Origin of the sequence: Streptomyces sp. NPDC051569 (assembly GCF_044454085.1) — a bacterium.
GTDB lineage: Bacteria > Actinomycetota > Actinomycetes > Streptomycetales > Streptomycetaceae > Streptomyces.
In genome coordinates this window covers 39,484-63,336 of the sequence record NZ_JBITDJ010000012.1, presented here as the reverse complement: position 1 = coordinate 63,336, position 23,853 = coordinate 39,484, and the positions used below count along the sequence as shown (strand labels likewise).

Annotated in this window: 18 protein-coding genes and 1 pseudogene; 13 read left to right on the top strand and 6 right to left on the bottom strand. The window is 70.4% G+C overall.

Features of this window, described 5'->3' with window-relative positions; all coding sequences use genetic code 11:
* Nucleotides 1-79: 79 nt before the first annotated feature.
* The 3 genes and pseudogenes from ACIBAE_RS18640 to ACIBAE_RS18630 all read left to right on the top strand — a co-directional run bounded on the left by ACIBAE_RS18640 (nucleotide 80) and on the right by ACIBAE_RS18630 (nucleotide 4,350).
* The gene (locus ACIBAE_RS18640) at nucleotides 80-1,057 is read left to right on the top strand and encodes a LuxR C-terminal-related transcriptional regulator (protein ID WP_399286300.1); all 978 of its coding nucleotides are present in this window, start codon (nucleotides 80-82) and stop codon (nucleotides 1,055-1,057) included.
* 584 nt (nucleotides 1,058-1,641) lie between these two features.
* Nucleotides 1,642-2,988, top strand: a pseudogene (locus ACIBAE_RS18635) (amino acid adenylation domain-containing protein); the annotation flags it as partial.
* Nucleotides 2,983-4,350 (top strand): condensation domain-containing protein, encoded by a 1,368-nt coding sequence (locus tag ACIBAE_RS18630; protein ID WP_399286542.1) that lies wholly within the window; start codon nucleotides 2,983-2,985, stop codon nucleotides 4,348-4,350. The pseudogene ACIBAE_RS18635 and the gene ACIBAE_RS18630, both read left to right, overlap by 6 nt.
* On the opposite strand, the gene ACIBAE_RS18625 is transcribed toward ACIBAE_RS18630, so the two are convergent.
* The gene (locus ACIBAE_RS18625) at nucleotides 4,347-4,541 is read right to left on the bottom strand and encodes a hypothetical protein (protein WP_399286297.1); all 195 of its coding nucleotides are present in this window, start codon (nucleotides 4,539-4,541) and stop codon (nucleotides 4,347-4,349) included. The two genes, ACIBAE_RS18630 and ACIBAE_RS18625, sit on opposite strands and share 4 nt — an antisense overlap.
* A gap of 498 nt (nucleotides 4,542-5,039) precedes the next feature.
* Here ACIBAE_RS18625 and ACIBAE_RS18620 point away from each other — a divergent pair, with 498 nt between their 5' ends.
* Nucleotides 5,040-5,354, top strand: a complete 315-nt coding sequence (locus tag ACIBAE_RS18620; protein ID WP_399286294.1) for a hypothetical protein — start codon at nucleotides 5,040-5,042, stop codon at nucleotides 5,352-5,354.
* Nucleotides 5,355-5,427: 73 nt separating this feature from the next.
* Here the strand turns inward: ACIBAE_RS18620 and ACIBAE_RS18615 are convergent, their stop codons facing one another.
* Entirely contained in the window at nucleotides 5,428-5,988 is a 561-nt protein-coding gene (locus ACIBAE_RS18615; RefSeq protein WP_399286291.1) for a hypothetical protein, read from the bottom strand.
* 128 nt (nucleotides 5,989-6,116) lie between these two features.
* A complete protein-coding gene (locus ACIBAE_RS18610) occupies nucleotides 6,117-6,932 on the bottom strand; it encodes a glutamate racemase (protein WP_399286288.1) in 816 nt (271 codons plus the stop codon).
* Between the two features lie 58 nt (nucleotides 6,933-6,990).
* On the opposite strand from ACIBAE_RS18610, the gene ACIBAE_RS18605 reads away from it, so the two are divergent.
* Nucleotides 6,991-8,235, top strand: coding sequence for a glycosyltransferase (locus ACIBAE_RS18605; protein ID WP_399286286.1), 1,245 nt, complete (start codon nucleotides 6,991-6,993; stop codon nucleotides 8,233-8,235).
* Between the two features lie 15 nt (nucleotides 8,236-8,250).
* Here the strand turns inward: ACIBAE_RS18605 and ACIBAE_RS18600 are convergent, their stop codons facing one another.
* A complete protein-coding gene (locus ACIBAE_RS18600) occupies nucleotides 8,251-9,498 on the bottom strand; it encodes a TerD family protein (protein ID WP_399286283.1) in 1,248 nt (415 codons plus the stop codon).
* A 1,096-nt stretch (nucleotides 9,499-10,594) separates the two neighbouring features.
* Between ACIBAE_RS18600 and ACIBAE_RS18595 the strand changes: the two genes are divergently transcribed.
* From ACIBAE_RS18595 to ACIBAE_RS18580, 4 genes are all read left to right on the top strand, one after another.
* On the top strand, nucleotides 10,595-11,920 hold the full coding sequence (locus ACIBAE_RS18595) for a DUF6271 family protein (RefSeq protein ID WP_399286280.1): 1,326 nt from the start codon (nucleotides 10,595-10,597) through the stop codon (nucleotides 11,918-11,920).
* A 12-nt stretch (nucleotides 11,921-11,932) separates the two neighbouring features.
* Nucleotides 11,933-13,123 carry a type III PLP-dependent enzyme gene (locus ACIBAE_RS18590; RefSeq protein ID WP_399286277.1) on the top strand — a complete coding sequence of 397 codons (1,191 nt, stop codon included), beginning with the start codon at nucleotides 11,933-11,935 and terminating at the stop codon, nucleotides 13,121-13,123.
* Nucleotides 13,120-13,602 (top strand): GNAT family N-acetyltransferase, encoded by a 483-nt coding sequence (locus ACIBAE_RS18585; RefSeq protein WP_399286275.1) that lies wholly within the window; start codon nucleotides 13,120-13,122, stop codon nucleotides 13,600-13,602. Before ACIBAE_RS18590 ends, ACIBAE_RS18585 begins: the two co-directional genes overlap by 4 nt.
* Nucleotides 13,603-14,064: 462 nt before the next feature.
* Nucleotides 14,065-14,586: an AAA family ATPase gene (locus tag ACIBAE_RS18580; protein ID WP_399286539.1), complete on the top strand. Its 522-nt coding sequence runs from the start codon at nucleotides 14,065-14,067 to the stop codon at nucleotides 14,584-14,586.
* A 170-nt stretch (nucleotides 14,587-14,756) separates the two neighbouring features.
* On the opposite strand, the gene ACIBAE_RS18575 is transcribed toward ACIBAE_RS18580, so the two are convergent.
* Nucleotides 14,757-15,893, bottom strand: a complete 1,137-nt coding sequence (locus tag ACIBAE_RS18575) for an SMI1/KNR4 family protein (RefSeq protein WP_399286272.1) — start codon at nucleotides 15,891-15,893, stop codon at nucleotides 14,757-14,759.
* Nucleotides 15,894-16,682: 789 nt separating this feature from the next.
* Between ACIBAE_RS18575 and ACIBAE_RS18570 the strand changes: the two genes are divergently transcribed.
* From ACIBAE_RS18570 to ACIBAE_RS18555, 4 genes are all read left to right on the top strand, one after another.
* On the top strand, nucleotides 16,683-17,174 hold the full coding sequence (locus ACIBAE_RS18570; protein ID WP_399286270.1) for a DUF6643 family protein: 492 nt from the start codon (nucleotides 16,683-16,685) through the stop codon (nucleotides 17,172-17,174).
* Between the two features lie 37 nt (nucleotides 17,175-17,211).
* A complete protein-coding gene (locus tag ACIBAE_RS18565) occupies nucleotides 17,212-18,072 on the top strand; it encodes an MOSC domain-containing protein (RefSeq protein ID WP_399286267.1) in 861 nt (286 codons plus the stop codon).
* A gap of 81 nt (nucleotides 18,073-18,153) precedes the next feature.
* On the top strand, nucleotides 18,154-18,762 hold the full coding sequence (locus ACIBAE_RS18560) for a hypothetical protein (protein WP_399286263.1): 609 nt from the start codon (nucleotides 18,154-18,156) through the stop codon (nucleotides 18,760-18,762).
* A gap of 140 nt (nucleotides 18,763-18,902) precedes the next feature.
* The gene (locus tag ACIBAE_RS18555) at nucleotides 18,903-21,326 is read left to right on the top strand and encodes a right-handed parallel beta-helix repeat-containing protein (RefSeq protein WP_399286261.1); all 2,424 of its coding nucleotides are present in this window, start codon (nucleotides 18,903-18,905) and stop codon (nucleotides 21,324-21,326) included.
* Here the strand turns inward: ACIBAE_RS18555 and ACIBAE_RS18550 are convergent.
* Nucleotides 21,296-23,755: a hypothetical protein gene (locus ACIBAE_RS18550; RefSeq protein WP_399286258.1), complete on the bottom strand. Its 2,460-nt coding sequence runs from the start codon at nucleotides 23,753-23,755 to the stop codon at nucleotides 21,296-21,298. The genes ACIBAE_RS18555 and ACIBAE_RS18550 overlap by 31 nt on opposite strands.
* Nucleotides 23,756-23,853 lie beyond the last annotated feature (98 nt).

The window sequence follows — 23,853 nt, the reverse complement described above, 5'->3', positions numbered from 1 at the left end:
CCGGCAGGTTCTGAGAGTTTAATTCGCATCCCGTGAGAGTCATGGGGATCCTGCCGGCCATCACGGGGAGGGGAGCCTGTTGCTGGAGGCGCTCGGTCTAGAGTCTGATATGGAGGCAGTTTATCGATTGCTTCTAGAGCGGCCTGAAATGGGCGTACGTCAGATCGCTGCCCATTTGTCCCTTTCGGAGAAGGATATCCGGAGCATCCTCGATGACCTGGCCGACCTGCGCCTTCTCCGTCAGGAGGAGAGCGGAGAAGAGTTTCTCACCGTGAGCCCGGAAGTAGGGCTCGGTGTCCTTCTGAACCGGATCGAGCTGGAGTTGGCTGCCAGGCAGCGGCAACTGGAAGCAGCCCGATCGGCCGCAGCGTCGCTCATCATGCGGCACGGAAAGCAGCGGCACGCGCCAGAGGTCGTTCAGCAACTCTTCGGCTTGGAGGCGGTCCGGCTCCGTCTCGAACAGCTCGCCGCGACCGCTCACACGGAATGCCTTTCCTTCTTCCCCGGCGGTGCCCAGCGTCCGGATGTGATGGAGTCGAGCAAACCCCTCGATCAATTGGCCCTGGAGCGCGGTGTCTCTCTGCTTACGTTGTACCAGGACAGCTTTCGGAACGATTCGGGCACGCGGGAGTATGTCCACTGGTTGTCCACTCTGGGTGGTGAAACTCGGACCGTGCCCAGCCTCCCCATGCTCATGGTCATCGTCGACCGGGAGGTCGCCCTCGTTCCCCTCGACCCGGAGGACGGCCGGCAGGGGGCTCTGGAGATCCGCAGCCGAGGGGCCGTGGAGGCCCTCCACGTGCTCTTCATGCGCTTCTGGGACGCCGGGATCCCCTGGTACGAACAGGATGGTCCCGACGGCACCGGACTCTCCCGCAGGGAACGAGAGTTGATGTACCTCATGTCGAGCGGCCACACGGACGAGGCGATCAGCAAGAAGCTGGGTGTCTCGCTTCGCACGGTTCGGCGCACGGTGTCCATCCTGATGGCCCGCTTGGAGGCGCGCAGCCGCTTTGAGGCCGGGGTGTTGGCCGCCCGCGCGGGCTGGTTTTTGTAGCGTTCGCGGATAGGGCTGTTGGGAGGCCGGAACCCGTTTCGACGGGGCGGTTTGGTCCTGGTTCCGAACGGTAAGAGGTTCATCGCGATTCGCCTCGTGAGACAACTCGCTTTGCCTGCTTGGAAGTTGTGCGTTCCTCTCGGTTGGCTGCCCGGTATGCAAACGGGGCAGGCCCTTGGAGGTTGTCCATGCTCTGCATGAGCAGGATGCGAGCGGGACGGCGCCTTCTCCACTTCGGAACGGCAGCGTTATCGGGTCTGACCGCTTCCCTCCAGCCGGCGCCTGTGGATTCTCGGTCATCAGTGCTTATCCCGCCGGAGCATCCCACCCGCGGGGCCAGAGTTGCGGGGCATGGTCAGGTCTATTCGCATTCACTCGTCCGCTCATTCTCCTTTCCGCTGAACTCAGTTGGGTGGGCGTCATGTAGGCTGCCGACGACATTGTCATGCTCAACTGCGGGGAAAAGCCGTGCACGGAGGCCTTGATTCGATGGACGGCAACTTGTGGCGAACTTTTTTGGAAGTCGCCCGAGCCCATCCCGACCTTCAAGCTTTTGACAGCCCGGAGCAGTTCTCGATTACCGCGAGCTGGCCTCTGCCGCCACCGCAGTTGCGGACGGACTGTCCGCACGGAATATCGGTGTCGATGACGTCGTGGCGATCGAGATGCCGGTCGGACCGGGTTTCGTCGTCAGTGTGCTGGCCACGCTCGCAGTCGGTGCGGCGTACCTCCCGCTGGACGTGACCGGCCCGGCGAAGCGGCGTGAGCAGATCTTGCGGGACGCCCGGCCGTCAGCCGTTCTGCGGGCCGATGACATCCGGCACGCAACCGACCCCCTATCGATCCGTCCCGCCCTGACCGATCGACACGACCCCGCGACGAGTGCCGACGATCCTGCCTATGTCATCTACACATCTGGATCCACCGGTACGCCCAAGGGCGTTGTAGTCCCGGCGCGCGGCGTGCACAACTTGTTGGCTGCGTTTCAGCGCCGGTCACCACTCGGCCCCGGCGCACGCCACAGCTGGTGGACCTCGCCCGGATTCGACGTCTCCGTCTACGAGATGTGGAACGCACTGTGCAGCGGCGGGGCCCTGGTCCCCGTGCCGGATGTGCACCGCCGCGACATCGACGCCACCCTCGACTACCTGGCCGAGCAGCGCATCGATTCGGCGTACCTGCCGGCTCAGTTCCTTCCTGTTCTGCGCGACCGGGTACTCCGTCGCGAGTCGGCTCCTTCGCTCCGGCGGCTGCTGTCCGGTGTCGAGCCGATTCCGATCGGTCTGCTCGTCCAACTGCGGTCCCGCATACCCGGGATGGTCGTCATCAATGGATACGGGCCGACCGAGACGACCGTATGTGCCACGTTGTACGTGGTTCCCGACCGGTGTGACGATCCACAACAGCGGACGCCGATCGGTGCGGTCTTCGAGGGCAACCGCGGATTCGTGCTCGACGAGCAATTGGTTCCGGTCGAGCAGGGACAGGTCGGGGAACTGTTCGTCGCGGGCCGTGGTCTGGCGATCGGCTACCTCCACGCTCCGCAGCGAACCGCGGAGCGTTTCCTGCCCGCCGCCGACGGCGACGGCCTCATGTACCGGACCGGCGACCTCGTCGTCGCTGACGCCGCCGGCGCCCTGACCTTCCGCGGCAGGATCGACGACCAACTCAAGATCGACGGCGTTCGCGTCGAGCCGGCGGAGACCGAGGCGGCGCTCCGGCAGCTTCCGGAGATAGCGGACGTCGCCGTGCGTCCGTGGCCGACGAGCCCCGGCGGCCCCTCGATGCTGACGGCCTTCGTCGTGCTCTCGGGCACCGCCACCGACACCAGCGGCGACCTGTGGAGCGAGATCAAGGGTCGCCTGGCCGAGGCGCTTCCCGCGCAGGCTGTTCCCCGGCGCTTCTTCGCGCTGGAACGGATACCGATGACGCCCGACGGCAAGCTCGACCGTTCGGCGCTTCCCCAGCCGCACAGCTGGCCGGCACGGCCGCCTCGCAACGCGAACGAACAAGCCGTCGAGGAAGCCTGCCGCGCCGTGCTGCGGGAGACGCCGTCCTCGGTGCTCGACGTCGGATTCGCTGAGCTGGGCGGCGACTCCCTGCAAGCGGCGCAGCTGTCGGCCGCACTGCGGACGACCGTCGGCCGGGCAGTCACCGCAGGCCACGTACTCGCCGCGACGACGCTGGCCGACCTCGCGGCCGAGATCACCACGTTGCCCGCCATCACCGCACCGGTCGACGAAAGACGAGTAGTTGACGCCGTGCCACTCACGCCGGGCCAGGCCGGGATCCGGATCGCCGAGTTGACCAGCACGTCCCCTGGCGCGTTCCACGAGGCCGTGGCAGTGGAGTTGACCGGCGAGGTCGACCCAGATCAGATCGCCCGCGAGCTTACGGCCGTACTCAACCGGCATGCCGTCTTCCTCGGACGTATCGACGACGCCACCATGCAGTTCGTGACCGACGGCGCACCCCTGTCCGTCACGGTGCAGCCCGTGGCACCCGATGAGGCGGTGGACGACGCGTGGCAGAAGGCGCTGGCCGCGCTACACCGTCCGGCGTTCGATCTCGGTCGGGGGCCGCTGGTGCGCGCCGTGGTCCTCTCCGCACCGCACACGGTCCGCCTGCTGCTCGTCTGGCACCACATCGTGGTCGACGCCTGGAGCGCCCGGATCGTGCTCGAGGAGTTGGCAGCGGCGCTGGCCGGCAACACACCCCGTGGCCCGGTGGAGCACGGCCATGCCCACTACGCGCGTCGGCAACGGCTCTACCTCGCCTCGGCGGACGGCAAGCTGGCCCTGCAGGCGGCGGCAGACCGGGTCAGGGGCTGGCTACCGAAGGGGGAAGGCGAAGCCCGTCCGGCCCAGGAGTCCTGTCAACTGCAGGAGCTCTCGGTCGGGTCGCAGGTGTGGGACAAGGTTCGCGAATGCGCGCGACGCAATGGCACGACGACGTTTGCGGTCACGTGCGGCCGAGAACTCGGCTGCACACACGGCTCTGCGCCACGCGCGCGAGGTCATCGCCGAGGCGCACACGATGTCGAGGGTGCCCTTCCCCGCGTTGATGGCCGAGCTCGGCCTGCGCGACGCGCGGTCCGTCGCTCCATTGGTCATCGCCTGGAACCGCGACCCGGCGACCGCCTTGGCGGCTCCGGGCCGTACGGCGCGGTCCCTGAAGGTGAGCCCTCCGGGAGCGCTCTTTCCGTGGACCGTTCTGCTCACCGACCACGCGGAGCTCGGCATGTCCGGACGCATCGAACTTCCGCCGGGGGTGCCGGGCAGCGAGGTGGCTAGATTCGGCGCGCAGCTGGAGTCGCCGCTGGGGACGTTCGCATCCGCGGCGTGAGCAGGGGCTTGTCGGATTCCAGCCACTCGATGCTCAGATGGGTGTACTCCGGGCGGTACCACAGCGCGTAGAAGCCGGGCTCCCTGTCCATGAAGACATCCTCGTCCTGATAATCGTACTCGTCGAGCTGTGGCTCCATGGCAGCTATCGACCGGAGGCCTACCAACGGGCTGTGGCAGTCCGTAGGGGGCACCGCAACTGGTCAGGGTAGCGGTGGGAAATGATCTACATCAGCGTGGGAAATGAAGTTCAGGAACGTGGCCGTCGGTGCAGGTCAGGGGGTTTCGTCGGTGCGCCGGTGATGTCAAGCGTGTGGCGCGCGGTCACATCATGGCGTTGCCGAGCGGAAAGCAACGCGGAATGGGGCCTTCCTCATGTGAGGAAGGCCCCATTCCGTGTTGAGCGCCCGGCAGGCCTTGCACCTGCATTTCCCGTCGGCAGACGGACGTCTTTCCTTGGACCACAGACGCGTGACTTCGTTTGCCGAACCGAAGTGACACCATGATCATACAGGGTGAGAATCTGTCCGGCGATCCGGCGATCCGGCGGGTGCGGGGGGAGCGCGTGGACGCGCCTGCGCGAGCATGTCATGATCGCGCAGGCGTTCGGCGCGGGTCCGACGCGCGGGGAAGGACGTATGAAGCTCTACATCGCCGTACCTGTTGTTCTGCTGGCGTCGCTCATCGCCGCGTCCGGTGTAGCGGCGGTTTCCCGTGGCTGGGTGATCCCCGCGAACCGGCGACCGGTGCGCCGCCCGCGCCTCTACGGCTGGGGCCAGTTGTTGGTTGCCTTCGCCCTGTGCTGGCAGATGGTCTTCCTGCTGGCGCTCAGCGACCCCGACACACGCCAGTGGGGGACGCTGACGGGCAGCGTGCTGCTGCTGACCGGCCTCATCGTGATGATGGTGAGCTACCGCGGGGCCGGTGATCGGCAGGCCGGTGGCAAGCCCTGAGGGAGGTGTCCCGTTCGAGCTCGCCGGTTCGATTCGGATGCCGAGTGGGATCGCCTGCGGGAGCGCCCGGCGGTCAGGTGCCGGCCGGGTCGGGCTGCGGGAGCGGCTGAAGGCGGTTGCGGATCACGCGCACGGCTGTCTCGGCGTCGTCCACCGTCACAGTGAAGATCCTGCCGTCGCCCAGCCGGAGGACCACGCCCTCACCCCGGCGCACGACCACCGCCGTGCCCTTCTCGGGGCGCCAGCGGTAACCCCAGCCGCCCCATTGGCGTGGACAGACCCGGGGTGCCACGTCGGCGTCGACGACGTGGGAGAGCGGGATACGGCGGCGGGGCAGGCCCATGTGGCCGCAGCGCACGACGAGGCAGTCGGGCTCGACCCGTACCGCCACGCGCACATAGGCGAGCGTGCCGAAGAGTATGAGCAGACCTACCGCCACACAGCCGATGACCGACATCAGCAGAGCGGGCGTTCCGGATGTCCAGCTGGAGTCCGTGGCCAGCTCGACACCGAGCGCGATGGAGGCGAGGCCCGAGGCCGCGAGCAGCCACTGCACGCGGTTGGTGGCGCTGCCCGACCAGGTCTCGGGCAGCGGCTCGGCGGCGTGCCCTTCGTACCGTGGGTGCTCCCTCATATCCAGCAGACTAACCGGTATCCGCCACGCGGGTATCCCCGTGGCGGTCGGACGCCACCCTGGAAAGGCTCGTCGGATGATCCGGTCGCCGGTCAGGCCCCGTCCGGCGGATCTTCGCGGGACAGGACCTAGCCCACGTGGGTGATGGCGGCGAGTTCGCGCCCCTCCGCGTAGGCCAGCGCGGTGGTCGGCAGCGCCGACTCGCGCCCGCTGAGCAGCACGGTGAGCCGGCCGCCGCCCGGCAGGGCGGCAGGGGTGGGCGGCGCCGGACGGTCGCCGATACGGCGCAGCGCCTGCGCAGCGACCGCCCAGGCCGAGCCGTGCAGGACGACCGGCGGCAGGCCGGGCGCGCGGTCGGCGGCGACGGCCATGAGGGCGGTACGGATGCGTTCGGCGACCAGTTCGTAGTGGGTGCAGCCCAGCACGACGGCCCGGACGTCACGGGGGGTGAGGGCGGCCGCCGCGGCCACCGCGCGGTCGATCGCGGCCTCGTCGGCGTGCTGCACGGCGTCCGCGAGTCCGGGGCACGGCACCTCGGTGACCGCGGCGGCCGACGCGAACTCGCGGATCAGACCGCGCTGGTAGGGGCTGCCGGTGGTGGCCGGGGTGGCCCAGATCGCCACGGGCCCGCCGGCGGCCGCGGCGGGCTTGATCGCCGGGACCGTACCGATGACCGGCAGTCCGGGCTCCAGCGCGGCGCGCAGCGCGGGCAGGGCGTGCACGGACGCGGTGTTGCAGGCGACGATCAGCGCGTCGGGGCGGTGGTCGGCGGCGGCCCGTGCGACGGCGAGCGCGCGGTCGGTGACGTCCTGCGGAGTGCGCGGGCCCCAGGGCATGCTGTCCGGGTCCGAGGAGAGGACGAGATCGGCGTCGGGCCTCAGCCGGCGTACCTCGGCTGCCGCCGCGAGCAGGCCGATACCGGAGTCCATGAGCGCGATCTTCACCCGGTCACCATAGTCGACCGTACGTGCGGCCCCGCTGATGTGGGGCAGACTGCGGCGAATGAGCGCCGTTGCCTGGATCACCGTGGGTTCGCTGGCCGCGTGGGGCTGGCTGTTGCTGGGGCAGGGTTTCTTCTGGCGGACGGACCAGCGTCTGCCCGCGCACGAGGAGTACGGGAGACCCGACGAGCCGGAGAAGTACGGGGCGGCCCCCGGTGTCCCGGTGCGGTGGCCGTCCGTCGCCCTCGTCGTCCCCGCGCGGGACGAGGCCGAGGTGCTGCCCGAGAGCCTGCCCTCCCTGCTGGCGCAGGTCTATCCCGGTGAGGCGGAGATCTTCCTCGTCGACGACGGCAGCCAGGACGGTACGGGCGAGCTGGCCCGCAGCCTGTCCGCGCGGTACGGCGGGCTGCCCCTGACGGTGTCCTCGCCCGGCGAACCGGAGCCCGGCTGGACCGGGAAGCTGTGGGCGCTGCGGCACGGCATCGCGCTGGCCCGGGCCCGCCGCCCCGAGTATCTGCTGCTGACGGACGCCGACATCGCCCACGAGCCGGACAGCCTGCGGGGACTGGTCGCCGCGGCCCGGGCGAACGATCTGGACCTGGTCTCGCAGATGGCCCGGCTCCGGGTCGCGAGCGGGTGGGAGAAGCTCGTCGTGCCCGCCTTCGTGTATTTCTTCGCCCAGCTCTATCCGTTCCGCTGGATCAACCGTCCGGGCGCGCGCACGGCCGCCGCCGCCGGGGGCTGCGTACTGCTGCGTACGGAGGCCGCCGAGCGCGCGCGGGTGCCCGAGTCGATCCGCCAGGCGGTGATCGACGACGTGTCGCTGGCCCGCGCGGTGCGGCGTGCCGGGGGCAGGATCTGGCTGGGTCTCGCGGACCGGGTGGACAGTGTGCGGCCGTATCCGCGGCTGGCCGATCTGTGGCGGATGGTGTCGCGCAGCGCCTACGCGCAGCTGCGGCACAATCCGCTGGTGCTCGCGGGCACCGTGGTGGGGCTCGTGGTCATCTATCTGGCTCCGCCCCTCGCGCTGTGCGCGGGGGTGTTCGGCGGGGACACGGCCGCCGGGTGGCTGGGGTTCGCGGCGTGGGCGGTCATGACGGGGACGTATCTGCCGATGCTGCGCTACTACCGGCAGTCGCCGCTGCTGGCGCCGCTGCTGCCGTTCACGGCGCTGCTCTATCTGCTGATGACGGTCGACTCGGCGGTCCAGCACTACCGGGGGCGCGGCGCGGCCTGGAAGGGCCGCACGTACGCCCGCCCGAAGGCCGCGCCGGACCGGGATCTCGGCCCGGATCCGGCGCCGTGACCGGGGAGGCGTAGATCACTTCCTGCCGGGCGTCCAGTTCATGCCCCACCCATAGGCGTGATCGATCGTGCGCTGCGGACTGACTCCGCGTTCGGGTACGAGAAAGCGCGCTTCGCGCTGAACGACGAGGTCGGAACCGGTATTGGTGATCAGTGCGAGTGAGCAGACCGTCGAGGGGCCCGTGGATTCACCGAGCGAGAAGTCGATCGGTGCGCCGTGCTGCGGCTGGAGAGTGACCGTCGCGTCGAGATCCGCGAAACTGCGCGCGCCTTCGTAGATGGTGACAAAGATGACGATGCGGCGCAGGCGGTCCCTGTGGTCGAGGTTGATGGTGAGGTTCTCGCCGGCGGAGGCGGCGCCGGTGCGGTCGTCCCCGTCGAGAAGGATGTACGGCGGCTGGTTGAGGGCGCCGAAGGCATTGCCGAGTGCCTGGACCACTCCTTTGCGGCCGTCGCTGAGTTCGTAGAGGGCGCACAGATCGAGATCGAGCGCGCCCGGGGAGGAGACGGCCCGGCTCAGTCTGGCGCCCCAGCCCTTCAGCTCCTTGCGGACCTGCCAGTTGAGGTTCACCCGCATCGCGCCGGACGTGCCGCCCTGCTTGGCCAGGGAGACGGAGGGGGCGTCCTTCGTCAGGGTGACCTTGCTGAGCCGTACCGGCGTGGGAGCGGGGGCGGGTGGCGGGGTGGGGGCGGGCGGCGGAGTGGGGGGCGCGGCCGGTGCGGGAGCCGCGCCCTGCGGCGGTTCGTCGACCGAGATGCCGAAATCCGTGGCCAGGCCGGCGAGCCCGCTGTCGTACCCCTGGCCCACCGCCCGGAACTTCCAGCTTCCCTGGCGCCGGTACAGCTCGCCGAGGACGTAGGCCGTCTCGGCGGTCGCGTCCTGGCTGTCGTACCGCGCGATCTCGGCGCCCGACGCCGCGTCCAGCACGCGCACATGGAGTCCCGGCACCCGGCCGAACCCGCCGCCGTCGGCCGAGGCGGCCAGGATGATCCGCTCGACGGCCGGTTCGACGCGTCCGAGGTCGACGGTCAGGGTGTCCGTGACGCCGTCCGTCTCGGTCCTCGTGCCGTCGTGGCGTACGGCTCCGGAGGCGTGCTCCGGCTGGTTGTAGAAGACGAAGTCCGCGTCCGAGCGCACCCGTCCGGAGACGAGCAGGAGCGCCGAGGCGTCGACGTCCGGCACCCCCGGCCCGGAACGCCATGCCAATTCGACGCGGACGGCCTGAGCCGTCACCGGAAGATTGGCTCCTTTAAGCATGGACATGCTCGCCCCCTCGCGAGTCAGGGTGCTCCCAACGTACAACGTGCGCGTCGCGCTCCGAGCGTGCGCCGGGCGTGTCCGTCGAACAGCGTGTCGGCGGCGGCGCGGCTCCGCGGCGCCCCGACGACCGGAGCGCGAGCGCGGGTTGACGACCAGGCTGTCCGGCTCGAAGGGCGGCGCCAACCAACCGTCCTCCTCGCTCCTTCGGCCCCCGCGACCACCGCCCCGGCCGCCGGCGCGAGCACCGCCGCGACCGGATACAACCGGCGACGTCCTTGTGCCGGTCGCCGACAGCGGCCGGCACATCCAGCGGATCCCGCCACGGTGTCGTACGACACCTCGACGGGCGGCGCGGCCTTCTCCATCGCGGGCACCCGCCCACAGCACCAAATGATCTTGAAAAGGCCGTGGGTCGACATTTACCTGCGGCACAAGGCATTCCGGATGTAAATGTCGACCCAGGTTCACCGGAAATCATGAGCGCGGTGCCGACGAGCGGCATTGTTCAACTGGCCTGGGGAGTAGTTGAACACCTTGGCAAAGGCCACGGCACTCGCGTGCGACGCCGTTCACGAATAAGGCGTTGTTCGCTATGTTCTCGAAGATCCAGCACCCGTAGCATGGCGACCTGACCCCACCCTGAGGAGTCATTCGGTGCCCCAGTGCCCCTCCCGATCACCACGCGCCGGCGGCCGGCCTGCCGGAGGCCCTCGACGCGGCGGTGCCCGACAGCGAACTGTCACCAGGTGACGCCTCCCGCCGGAACGTCCTTCGTGGCACCGGGCTGCTCGGTGCCACGGCTACCGCATCGGTTCCGGCGCCGGAAGGGCACGCCCAGGCAGCGGCGCCGGCGGGCAACCGCGGGCGGACACGTCGGTGGCCGGCCGGAGACCACGTACGCCCGCACCGGGCGGACGGCGTCCTCACCCCGCATGTCGCACCCCCCGGCGGTGACGGCTACGCGCCCGCCGAGGCGCCCAACCCGGTCCGCTGCCCCGGAGGTCACTGAACCCCGGCGGGCCGGAACCGCCCGAACCGGAAAACGAGGCGTACGGCTGCCGGGCGAGGCGCCGTCACGCCAACGAGCGGAAGAGGACCGATGACCGCGTCCGGCGTACGCAAGATCTGCCTGGCCCTGCCCACCCACCGCGAGTGCGTCGCCACCATCGGCGCCCTGGCGGCGGAGGCGGCTTATGCCATCGGCCAATTCGACGTCGAGGTCGTGTACCTGATCCTTGACTCCACCGACACGGCCACCTTCGGCCGGCACGCCGCCGCCGTCGACGCACTCCCCGCCACGGCGGATCTCACCGTGCTGCACCTCGACGAGGAGACGCAGCGCGGCTTCCTGTCCGAGGTGATAGCCCGCTCCGAGCACCCGCGGCCGGAGCTGATCATGGATCTCATGCTGCCGAAGGGGGTCTCCTACGGCGCGTGCACCAATCGTGCCTTCCTGATCGCGGCCGCGCTGGGCTGCGGCTCGGTGCACCGGCGCGACTCGGACATCGAATTCCAGACGCACAGCGACGGCCCGCTGTTCCCGGTGCATCACGAGCTGATCGCGCTGGGAAGGCCGGCCCACGAGGTCGCGGCGCACGTCAGCGAGGTGGATCTCGATCCGACTGACCGGGACAAGCCCGTCGTGACCGCCGGCGCCTCCTACATCGGCGAGATGTCGGTCGACATCGAGGAGGTCAAGCGGCTGAACCCGCGGGCCTACCACGACATCGTCAGTCTCTGGGCCGCCGAGGGCACCTCGGACGAGGACAAGCGCGAGCTCGTCGCGGAGTCGTTCACCGGAGCCGCCGGCGAGTCGTTCGTCCAGGACCACTCGGTTCTCTGCCTCGTCGACCCGATGCGGGTCGACATGGGCAACATCAGCTACCACCGGGTACACGAGGAGATACCGTTGCCGCCCATGGCCGAGACCATCGGCAGCGACTACTTCCTCATCCACCTGGTCCCGGACAGCCGCCTCCCGGGTGTGCTGCACAACCGGCACGTCATCAACCGGCACACGCCCGAACGCAAAACGGACGCGGCGTTCCATCCCTACCATCTGCGGCTGGCGAAGTTCTTCCTGTCGATGCTCTACCTCCATGTGATCTACCAGCGCATGCGGGAGGAGGGGCATCGCCTGCTCGGCCCCGGGTACCGGATCCGCTCCGAACGCGTCGCCGCCATCGTCCGGGAGAGCACCCACCTCGACCGGGCACCGAACATCCGGCGGCTCGATCAACTCGACCGGGCGTACCGGACGCTGGGCGGCCGCTACGCGGTCTTCGCCGAACAGCTCCGGGCGCGCCGCGACCAGCTTCTGGCCGAGGCCGAACAGGACATGGTGGACTTCGCCCTGCTGATCGACGCATGGGCACCGCTGGTGGCCGCGGCCAAGGCGGCGGGGCCGGCCCCGCTGCCACGGTGAGGCGCCACGCCGATGCTGATAAGCACTGAGCTACGAGCCGCTCTGACGACAGCCACCGACGACGAGATCCTCTTCGATCTCGCCGGTATCGACGACGGCCTGGCGAGGCTGGTCCGCGAACTGCCGGGCACGGAGGTGCGCTTCGCCGTGAAGGCGTGCCCGGTCGACGAGGTTCTGACCGTGCTGGCCCACGGTGGTGCGGGATTCGACGCCGCGAGCCCTCCCGAGATCGCACAGGCGCTGCGTACGGGCCGGCCCGCCCACCTGATCCACTACGGCAACACCGTCAAGTCGGACCAGGACATCGCGGCCGCCCACCACATGGGCGTACGCGACTTCGCCACCGACAGTGTCCCGGACGTACGGGCCATCGCGGCGCACGCCCCCGGGTCGCGGGTGTTCTGCCGGCTCGTCACCACCGGGGTGGGCGCCCTCTGGCCGTTGAGCGGAAAGCACGGGTGCGGCGTGCGGGACGCGGTCACCGTGCTGGAGACGGCCCGTGCGTACGGCCTCACCCCGGGCGGGCTGTCCCTGCACGTGGGATCGCAGCAGATGGACCCGGGCGCGTGGCGGTCCGCCGTCACCGTCCTGACCGAGACGATCACCACGCTGCGGCTGCGCGGCATCCACCTCGACCACGTCAATCTCGGCGGAGGTCTTCCCGCCCTCGGCTACCACGACCGGCAGGGGAATCCGCTCCGCCCCGGCATGGACCGCATCGTCGCGGAGATCCGTGACGGCATGCGGCAACTCCGCCGCGCGAGCGCACGCCCGCTTCGCTTCGTTCTCGAACCGGGCCGGCACCTCGTCGCCGACCACGGCGCGATCCGGGCCCGGGTCGTGCGCCTGACCGAGCGTCGGCAGCACAACGGGCACCGCCAGCACTGGTTGTACCTCAGCTGCGGCAGATTCAACGGGCTGTACGAGATGGACAAGTTGCAGTACCCGCTGGTCTTCCCCACGCATCCGGACGGCCCGACGGTACCCGCCGTCATCGCCGGTCCGACCTGCGACAGTGACGACGCGTACGCGGCAGAGCATCCCGTACCGGTGCCCGCCGCCGTCAAGTCCGGCGACCCGGTGTGGATCCTGGCCACCGGCGCCTACTCGGTCAGCTATCTGACCAGCGGATTCAACGGATTCCCTCCGCTACCCCACCGCGCCGTGCAGGGTGCGGTGCTGGACGAAGCGGGCAGCCGATGACCGTCGTGCCGCGCCCCGTCACCGAGGAGGACTGGCCCGGCATCGTGGCGCTCGAGGCCGAGACGTACGCGGGAAGCGGCCTGTCGGAGGAGCCGGAGGTACTCGCGAGCCGGCTCGCCCGGAGCACCTCCTTCGTCCTCGCGGACGGAAGGGAGATCGCCGGCTACGCCCTCGCCCTGCCCTACCCCCGGTTCCGTTTCCCGGACCTGGCCCGCGCCGACACGACGTCCTTCATCTCCACCAACCTGCACCTGCATGACCTCGTCGTCGCACGCGGTTACCGCCGGCTGGGGATGGGTGGTCGGCTGCTGGGCCATCTGATGACCGAGGCGCGCCGGCAGGCGTACGAGAGGGTGTCGCTCGTCGCCGTGGGCGACGCCGCCGGTTTCTGGGCGGCACAGGGCTTCCTCCGGCATTCCGAGATCACGCTCCCGGCCACCTACGGCCCGGGAGCGACGTACATGTCCCGGCCTCTCTGAGCACACCCGGCCTCTCTCAGCGAACCCGGCCTCTCAGCAACGGCGTCGAAGCCGTACGACCCGTTCCTCTCCGTCGTTCCGGCGTTCGCGGTTGGCGATCGCCGAACTGTTCTGTTTCCTCGGTTTCCAGTACGGCACGTGGGTCTCGCATCGCCATCGCCTGCCTCAACGTCGCCCACGGACAGCATCGTCGTCTCCACCCGGGCGCGCTTCGGCTTCACCGCGGCGCCGGGCACTACCGACGACGCCCAGGTCCGGCGCATCACCCAGGTGTCCCCTCACTGGGCGGAGCGCCTGTTCGAGGCCCGCGACCAGGGCGCCACCGAGCAGCGGCTCCCGCGGATCGCCGCCCAGGGCCTGGGCCACCTCTCGGTGGTCGACACCACCCTGGGAAGCGCCGGAGCGGTACCAGATTTCCGCTGTGCCCGTTCCCGCGACCCGCACAGCGCTAGCGTCGGGCCCATGATTGTATGGCTCAACGGCACCCACGGCGTGGGCAAGACGACGACCAGCGCACTCGTGCAGCCACTCCTCCCGGATTCACGGGTGTTCGACGCAGAGAAGGTCGGCGAGACGCTCATGGACATCACGCCCGGGCTGCCGGGAACGGACAACTTCCAGCACTGGCCGCCGTGGCGGCAGCTGGTCGTCGAGACCGCCCGCCGCGTACTCGACTACACCGGCGGCACCCTGGTGATGCCCATGACTGTCCTGGTCGAGCGGTACTGGCGCGAGATCAGCTCGGGACTCGCCCAACATGCCATCCCGGTGAGGCACTTCGTCCTCCACGCCGACCAGGACACCCTCCGCGGGCGCATCGCGGGGGACGCTCATCTCGGCCCCTCCACATTCCGTCTCACCTACCTTGAGCCCTACGCCGAGGCGGCCCGCGCGTGGTTGCACGACGAGGCCGAGGTCATCGACACCACGCACCTCACGCCCGCCCAGGCCGCCCTGCGGATCGCGGAGGCCGTCAGGAGTTGAGGCCCGCCCGCCACGCGAAAACGCGGGTGGCGAGGGAGAACGACCTTCCGGTGTCGAGCGGTACGAAGGGGTTCAACCAGGGGCCCCGCTCAGCCCCATTCCGCGGTGTCATCCACCCCGAAAAGTCGCACGCGCCCTGGACCGACGCGGTTGCCGGCATCAGGCTCGCCTCAGCCTGCCGGCGTGAACGCGCCCTCGCCGGTCCGTGGGCCGTCGGCGAGGAGCGGGCTGTCACCGGTCGCGTACGCGAGCAGGAAGGCCGTGAACGACACGCCGTGCAGGCTGGTGTACATGTCCATGTGCGGCGGCGCCTCTACGTGACACGTCCCCCACGTGGCCGGATCGGCCCCGGCTGTCGGCCAGCCGTAGATCCGCCCGCCCTCCGTCTCTCCCCAGGTGAGCAGACCACCGGTCGCGGGGTGGACCACCGGCAACAGCGGGTTCGCAGGAAGCTGGCTCACCTGGATCCGGGCCCGGTCGAGCAGCGCGAACAGATCGAAGGGCCCTTCTCCGCCGGGAGCGGCGATCCGCAGATCACCGACCGTACCCGGGCCGTACAGGTCGATGAACGCCTTGTAGTCGGCCGGCAGGGCCCGCCCCAGCCTCCGCTCCACTTCCCACCAGTCCATCGCCCCGGTGGGCAGACCGGGCGGAAGGCCGAACAGCGCGCACACCTCGCGCAATGCCTCCTCGGCCGGCTCGTCGATGGGCCCGGCCGCACGCATCAACTCCCACAGCTGTGGCGGATGCTCCTCCATTGCGGGGGAAACCGTCCCGAATTCTTCGAATGCCTCGAACGAGGGCGAACGCCTTTCGTCGCCGGTCACAAGGCCGAGCAGAAAATCGACGATCGGCCCGGGCATCTCCTGCCAGGTTTCACATCTTTCATCGGAAAAGGCCAGTGACCATTCATTCGCATCACCCCCCTTCATGATCCAGTAGAAGAACCCGCTGTCGACACCGCGCCCCCAAGGCAGCACGCCGCCCGGCTCGGGGAAAATAGGATACGGAAAAGTTCCGTGCCCACCGGCCCGCAATCCTCGCATATCATCGAGCACATAGGCGAAGTGGCCAAGATATTCCGTCGCGGGCATCGCGGGATCACCCGGGCACACCAGGCGGACCGAGTTCTGAAAATCTCCTCGAGGGAAATGCTCCGCAAGAATCTTGTAGTCCTCCGGAAGCGTGAACCCCAGAGAGCTTTCGATCTGCCGCCAGTTAAACCGTCCCTGACGGCATGGCTCCACGACTCCGACAAGCCAGCCCAGACGTGTCACCTTCTCGGCCAAAGAACTGCGATCATGCATGGATTCCCCCCTCCCTGTCGGCGGCGACCAGATCGGCCCCTTCGCGACAGGTCCCCAGTCTGATTACTTATGTGCCCATCTACACGCATCAACGTCGGCGCTCCAGAAGGATTAGCAGAGTACACAGGATTGGCCTCGTAGTGCACAGCCCGTTCATCTCGATTCGGCAATGGAGTAATCGAAACAGATCCCGGTCCGACCGTCCGATCACGGCCTTTCGAGCCCTTTTGAGAGGTCCCCGTACTCGGCTGAACGTGTAGTTGCTACCCGTCCGAGTGGAATATGGCGTCCTTCGCGAGCTTCCCGTACCGCGCCGCATTGCGAATGGCTCGGGATATCAGTGGCGTCCGGTAGTTGACTGTCAGGACCAGTGACCGCTCGCGCGGGTACATCGTCCGTCCGCTGTCGGGGCCCTGGGCGCAGCACCGGCAGCGCTGGGGATGAGGCGGATGAGGCGGAGGAGGCGGCCACGCGGGGGGCCTTCTCGCGAAACCGTTGGCCGGCGACGCCGCCGGCCAACAGGCCCCGTCGACGATCTCCTGATGGTCGTGGAGATACCCAGGCGCTCGGGGTCGAAGCCCTCCGCCCCGGCGGGTGCCGCGCCGGTGTCGCTCTTCGCAGGCCGTCCGCCACCTCTCGTCAGCCTGGGGCCCGTCAACGGAAAGGTGCCGCCGGCAACAGAAGCTTCAACGATGTTTTGGCACGTCAGATCGGTAGAACAAGTATAAAAGGGATTACCCCAAGACTGGGGCTCCCCAACCGGCACATCGTGGGCTTAACTTATGTTCCATGACCTCCCCCCGCGCCACCTACGGCGGCGGTTACTACACCGCGCCGTCGTTCCCGGACACCCCGATCTACGACTCCCTGGTCGCGGAGCGGGGCACGCCTCAGATCGCTCCGATCCGAGTGCCTTCCGCCTACGACACGGGCAACAGCTACCTGCCGGCTCTGCCCTCCGCGCTGCCCGCCCTCCCGGCGGCTCCTTCCCAGCCCGCGCCCGCGTACGGCGGCTACCAGCAGCAGCCGATGCAGCAGCCCATGCCGCTCCAGCACGCGCCGGCGCCGTACATCCCCCAGCAGACCCCACCGCGCGGTTACCCGGCCGCCGGGCCGCAGCAGCAGCCGCAGCGCCCGGTGCCCGCCTCCACGGGCTACGAGGCGATGCGCCCCGCGGCGCCCCGCCCGGCGCCCGCACAGCCCCCGCAGCAGACGCAGTACCCGCAGTACCCGCAGCACGACGACCCGTACAACCGGCCGTACCAGGGCCGGGGGTACTGACGCGCGGGAGGTCGGGGGCGGCTGACAGGATGGTTTCATGCCGAAGCCAGTCCATGCTGTTCTGCACGCCCTGCGGGTGTACCCGGTCAAGTCGATGGCCGGCAGCGCACCGGACAGCGCCGCCGTGGAGCCGTGGGGACTCAAGGGCGACCGCCGCTGGACGCTGATCGACGAGACGGGGAAAGCGGTCACACAGCGCCAGCAGCCGCGGCTCGCGCTGGCCCGCGCCGAGCCACTGCCGGACGGCGGGATCCGGCTGTCCGCGCCCGGCACCGAGCCGCTGACCGTGAGCGTGCCCGGCAGCGGTGGCGTGCCGGGAACGGGCGGGACGGTCGTGGCGGACATTTTCGGCACCAAGATCGAGTCGGTGCTCGCCGGTCATGGCACACGGGATGTGCACGACTGGATCAGCGGATACCTCGGGGTGGAGGTCCGGCTCGCCCATCTTGACGACCCGGCGATACGCCGTCCCATCGACCCCTTCTACGCACGGCCCGGCGAAACGGTCAGCTTCGCGGACGGCTTTCCGCTGCTCGTCACCACACTCGCCTCTCTCGATGCCCTCAACTCCCTCATAGCGCAGGGGGATCACCCGGACGAGGGGCCCCTCCCGATGGACCGGTTCCGGCCCAATCTCGTGGTGGCCGGGGCGGCGCCCTGGGAGGAGGACGACTGGCGGCGCGTCGCGGTCGGCGAGGTCACCTTCCGGGTCGCCAAGGCCTGCGGGCGCTGTGTCATCACCACCACCGACCAGCGCACCGGGGAGCGCGGCAAGGAGCCGCTGCGCACCCTCGGACGCTACCGCCGGTTCGGCGGTCAGCTGATCTTCGGACAGAACCTCGTTCCGGAGGGAACGGGCACGGTACGGGTGGGCGATCCGGTGACCGTCCTCGAATGAGCCGACCGGCCGGCTCCCCCTGCCCGGCGGCCCGCGGCGCCGTACTCTCGAACCGGATGCGAGCGGAAGGGGCGCGGGACTGTGCGGTCGGTCGTGGGGCTCTGGCGGTGGCGGCGCAACCCTCTGCGCCGGCCCACCGATCGCGCGGAGGCGTGGGTGGCGCTGGCGGCCCTGCTGCTGCTCACCGTGGCCGTGCCGGCCACCGGCTGGACCTGCGGGACCCTGGTCGACGCGTCACTCCGGCGGACGGTGCGTCTGCAGCAGGCGGAACGCCATCGGACGACCGCCGTGGTGATCGGCCGCTCGGCGGACCGGCACCGTACGTCCTACGACTCCGCGCCGGACACGGAGCACGACGCGAGCAGCCGGGTGATCGCCAAGTGGCGTGCGCCGGACGGCGGTACGCACATCGGGGCGGCCACCACGCGGCTGCGCAGGCCCCGCCCGGGTGACACCTTCGCCCTCTGGGCCGACGAGCGGGGCCGGCAGGTGCGGAGCCCGATGAACGCCACCGGCGCGCGTGGTCACGCCGTTCTGGCCGGATTCGGTTCCGCCGTCCTGGCCGCGGGTTTCGTGGAGTGCGTACGGCGGCTGACCGTACGGCGGCTCGTCCAGCGGCGGTACGAACGGCTCGACCGGGCCTGGGCCGAGGCCGGTCCCGACTGGGGCCGTACCGGTGCGGGCAGCTGAGACCGGCTCTTACGTCAACTCAGCGCCGCCGCGCGCGCTACGGTGGTGCCGCCCGGTCCGCTCGCGCGGCCGGGGTCCGGGGCCGGCACCCGGGACGGCACAGCACGCGCACACGCACGAGGTGGGGGCACAACAGCGCCATGGCACAGGGCACGGTCCAGGTGACACACACCGGAACATCGCGTTGGCGGCGCCGCACGGGTGAGTACGCCTCTCTCGCCGCAGCCCTGGAGGCCGCGGGGGAAGGCGACATACTGACCATCGCCCCCGGTACCTACCGGGAGAATCTCGTCGTCACGCGCGCCGTCACGCTGCGCGGCCCGGAAGGGTCGCTGGGCTCGGTCCGTATCGCCCCCAGCGAGGGTGTGCCGCTGACCGTGCGCGCCTCCGCCACGGTCCAGGATCTCCATGTGGAGGGGCAGGACGTGGCGGCGCCCGCACTGCTCGTCGAGGAGGGCGCCCCCGAGCTGTCGGATCTGCGGATCGTGACACGCTCCGCGGCGGGCATAGAGGTGCGGGGATCGGCCCGCCCCACCGTCCGGCGCTGCACCGTGGACAATCCCGCGGGCGTCGGTATCGGTGTCATCGACGGAGCGGGCGGGGTGTTCGAGGAGTGCGAGATCGTCGCGGCCGGGCAGTCCGGTGTCTCCGTGCGCGGCGGCGCGCACCCGCGCCTGGAGCGCTGCCGGGTCCACCACGCCTCGGGCGCCGGCCTGTCCGTCACCGGTGAGGGCAGCGGCCTGGAGGCGATCGGCTGCGAGGTGTACGAGATCAAGGGCACGGGGGTGCAGATCGCGTCCCGCGCCTCGGCCCATCTCACCGATTCCTCCGTGCACCGCACCTCGGCCGACGGCATCACCCTCGACACCGACGCGGTGCTGACCCTCTCCGACTGCGACATCCATGACATCCCGGAGAACGCCGTCGACCTGCGGTCCCGTTCGGTGCTGACACTGACGCGCTCGACCGTGCGCCGCTTCGGCCGCAACGGACTCTCCGTCTGGGACCCGGGCACCCGCGTCGACGCCAACCAGTGCGAGATCCACGACAGTACGGGCGACTACCCGGCCGTGTGGGTGAGCGACGGCGCGACCGCCGTCCTCGACTCCTGCCGGGTCCACGACGTGCCCGACGCGCTCTTCGTCCTCGACCGGGGCTCCCGTGTGGATGTCGTCGACAGCGACCTCTCCCAGGTGCGGAACACGGCTGTGTCGGTGAGCGACGGGGCGACCGCGCAGCTCGACGACTGCCGGATCAGGGAGGCCTCCACGGGCGCCTGGTTCCGGGACCACGGCAGCGGCGGCACGCTCAACTCCTGCACGATCGACGCCGTCCAGACCGGCGTGATCGTCACCAAGGGCGCCGATCCCACCATCGAGCGCTGCACGGTCACCTCGCCCGCCGAGGCCGGCTTCTACGTCTCGGCCGAGGGCCGCGGCTCCTTCCACAACTGCCGGGTGACGGGCAGCGGCGGTTACGGTTTCCATGTGATGGACGGCTGCCGTACGACGCTCACGCGCTGCCGTACGGAGCGGTGCGCGCGCGGCGGATACGACTTCGCGGAGGACGGGCCGACGGCCGAGGACTGCACCAGTGACGAGAGCGGCGTCCTGATGCCGCCGCTGCCGGAGCCGCCGGCCACGCTGACGGCGACACAGACCGACAGTGTGCTGGGCGCGATCCCGCCGCAGCCGTCAGCGGTATCGGCGACACCGGCGGCGGCCAAAGCTCCCGCCCCGGCCACCGCACCCGCGCGCGACGCGGAGGACGTCCTCGGGGAACTGGACTCCCTGGTCGGGCTGGACAGCGTCAAGCGCGAGGTCAGGGCACTGACCGACATGATCGAGGTCGGCCGCCGCCGCAAGGAGGCCGGGCTCAAGGCGGCGTCGGTCCGCCGCCATCTCGTCTTCACCGGCTCCCCCGGCACCGGCAAGACGACGGTGGCCCGGCTGTACGGGGAGATCCTGCACTCGCTCAACGTGCTGGAGCACGGTCATCTCGTCGAGGTCTCCCGGGTGGATCTGGTCGGCGAGCACATCGGCTCGACCGCGATCCGCACGCAGGAGGCGTTCGACCGGGCCCGTGGCGGGGTGCTCTTCATCGACGAGGCGTACGCCCTCTCCCCCGAGGACTCCGGCCGGGACTTCGGCAAGGAAGCCATCGACACCCTGGTGAAGCTGATGGAGGACCACCGGGAGGCGGTGGTCGTCATCGTCGCCGGGTACACCGCCGAGATGGAGCGCTTCCTCACCGTCAACCCCGGTGTGGCCTCGCGGTTCTCCCGGACCATCACCTTCAGCGACTACGTGCCCGAAGAGCTGCTGCGGATCGTGGAGCAGCAGTCCGAGGAGCAGGAGTACCGGCTGGGCGACGGGACGGGCGAGGCGTTGCTGAAGTACTTCACGGCCCTGCCCAAGGGGCCGGCCTTCGGCAACGGCCGCACCGCGCGCCAGACGTTCGAGTCGATGGTGGAGCGGCACGCGGGCCGGGTCGCCCAGCTGTCGCAGACCAGCACGGACGACCTGACCCTGCTCTACCCGGAGGATCTTCCCGAACTCCCCTGACTCCGGGAGCTGTCGCTGTCGCTGTCGGCGGCACTGTCGCTGTCGGCGGTGCGGCCGATGCGGGGCCGCCCGTTCTGCTGCTGGGGCAGCGGCGGCGGCAACCGGTCGAGCAGGGCGGCGCGCTCCTCGGCGAAGGCCGGGTCGGCCTGGTAGCCGGAGTGACCGAGGACCGGTTCGGGCAGCGGGTGCGAGGCCGTACGCCCGTAGGCGAGCGGGTCTCCGAGCGGCCCTCGGTCGACCTCCGGCCGGTCGCCGTCGGCGGGGATCCGGACGGGGCCGCCGATCGGGTCGGTGGCCCGCCACAGATTGCGCCAGCAGCGCACTTCCCCGTTCAGGTCGCGCAGCGGCCCGGCACCGAAGTAGGCGGGGAACCAGCGGCCGTACAGCCGCTCCAGCGGTGAGCCGTACGTCAGCAGCGCCACCCGGTGGCGGGTGGCGGCCGGGAGCTGCCATACGGCCGCCGCGGCCAGCACGCTGCCCTGGGAGTGACCGGAGATGACCAGCCGGCCGCCGGTACGGCGGACCCAGGTGGCGATCCGCCAGGTGAGGTCGGGAACGGCGCGCTCGGCGTAGCAGGGCGGCGCGAAGGGGTGGGCGGCGCGCGGCCAGAACGTACCGACGTCCCAGAGGATGCCGATGGTGCGCCGGGCGGAGGCGTCCCGGTAGGCGCGGCGGCCCCAGGTGACGAACAGTATGAAGCCGAGACCGATCAGCCAGGAGCCCAGTGCCTGCGCGGTGTCGGCCACGGACTCGACGAAGGAATCGGTGCCTTCAGCAGCCTGTCCCGGCACCTCGCCGCTCAGCCAGGCCCCCGCGACGGCGGCCGCGCCGAGCAGCAGGGCCGCGCCGGAGAGGATGCCGACGAGCCGGGGAGCGGCGTCGGTGAGCGCGGCCCTGGCACGGGCGCCCGCGATCTGGCGGGTGCGGACGGAGTCGGCGGCGGTCCCGCCGTACTCCGCCTCGACGACCGGACCGAGCTCCCGGGTGGTGCGCACGGTCCGTACGGCGAGGACGGTGAGCGGGATCAGCAGCAGCACGAGCAGCACCGGGATGACCGCGGCCTGCCAGCTCAGCAGCGTCGGCGGCCCCGCGATGGCGCCGCCGCCCATGCCGGGGGTGGCGTCGCCGTCGAGCCAGTCGGCGACCCGCTGGGCGACGCCGCCCGTCATCACGCCGGCCAGGGCGCAGGCGAGCATCGCGACGGCGGGTCCGCCGAGGCCGCGCATCGCGGTCCTCGGGTGCGGGGCGCGGCGGTGCAGGAGATGAGCGGTGCCGGTGAGCGCCACGATGAGGGTCACCTGCGCCAGGGCGAGCAGCCGGAAACTCACCTCGCCGGCGAGTGCGCCCGTGGAGACCCAGCCCGGGCGGGACCAGGCGGCGAACACCACGGCCAGGCCCAGCAGGGCGAGCGCGGCGGCGGGCAGCCAGGTGATCAGCGCCTGGTCGAGGGTGCCGTCACGCTTGCGTTCGCTGCGGCCCCTGGAGCACACCACCCGGAGCACGACGGCCGCGCAGACGGTGAGCGCCGCCCGCAGCAGCAGGCCGGGGATCTGCGTCATGACGGAGTGGGCGCCCCGGTCGTGGTCGGCGGCGGCCGTGGTGAGCGTGGCGGCGACGGTGAGGAAACCGGCGGCGGTGTGGGCGGCGCGGAGGCGGGCGACGAGGCGGCGGCCGTACCAGAAACCGGGCCGGCCGAGGGCGGCGCGGACCGTGCTCCGGACCGCCGCCGGGGGTGCCGGCTCGGGCGGGGTCCCGCCCGCGCGGCCCGGTTCGGCCGGGTCGTCCCGGGTGTGGTCGTCGACGGGCGGGCGCTGGGCCTCGTACGCGCTCCATGTCCGGTTGGAGAGGTACCACAGCAGCCCCACCAGCCCCGTGGGCACCACCGAGGCGAGCGCGAGGCGGCGGCCGGGCTGGGACCACCAGCCGTGCCGCTCCGGAGAGAGGAAACCGAGCCAGGACCGGTCCGCCACGCACCGTGCGGAGCCGGCGCACTGCCAGGCCGTCAGATCGAGCGCGACCTCGCAGGCGGCGGCCGTCAGCAGCACGGTGAGGGTGAGCGCGACCAGCCGCACCAGCACGCCGTACAACCGCTGGGATCTGCCCAGTCCCTTCGTGGCCGGCCGCATCCAGTGGGCGAGGTTGACCACCATGAAGGGGAGCAGCAGCAGCCAGAGGGCGCGTGAGCCGTTGCCCGAGGTGAGGTTGGACCAGCAGTACGCCTCGGGGACGGGCCCGTCGCGGTAACGCTCGGGATGGAGCTCGGCGTCGACGTCCTCGGCACGCCGGTACACGGCGGCCGTCTCGTCGCCGGTGATTCTGACCGTGCGCGCGTCGTCGAGCATCGTCTGCGGGGTGGTCCCGCCGACACCGTGGATCAGCAGTTCGAGCGCGGCTCCGCCACTTCGCGGATCCGGTGTGTCAGGGAGCACTTCGGTGACTCGCTCTCGCGGTGGGGGGCTGCCCTTACGGAATCTCCCCGTCCGCCGTCTCCGTCAACCCCGGGACACCCCGCCTGTCGGACCCCCGT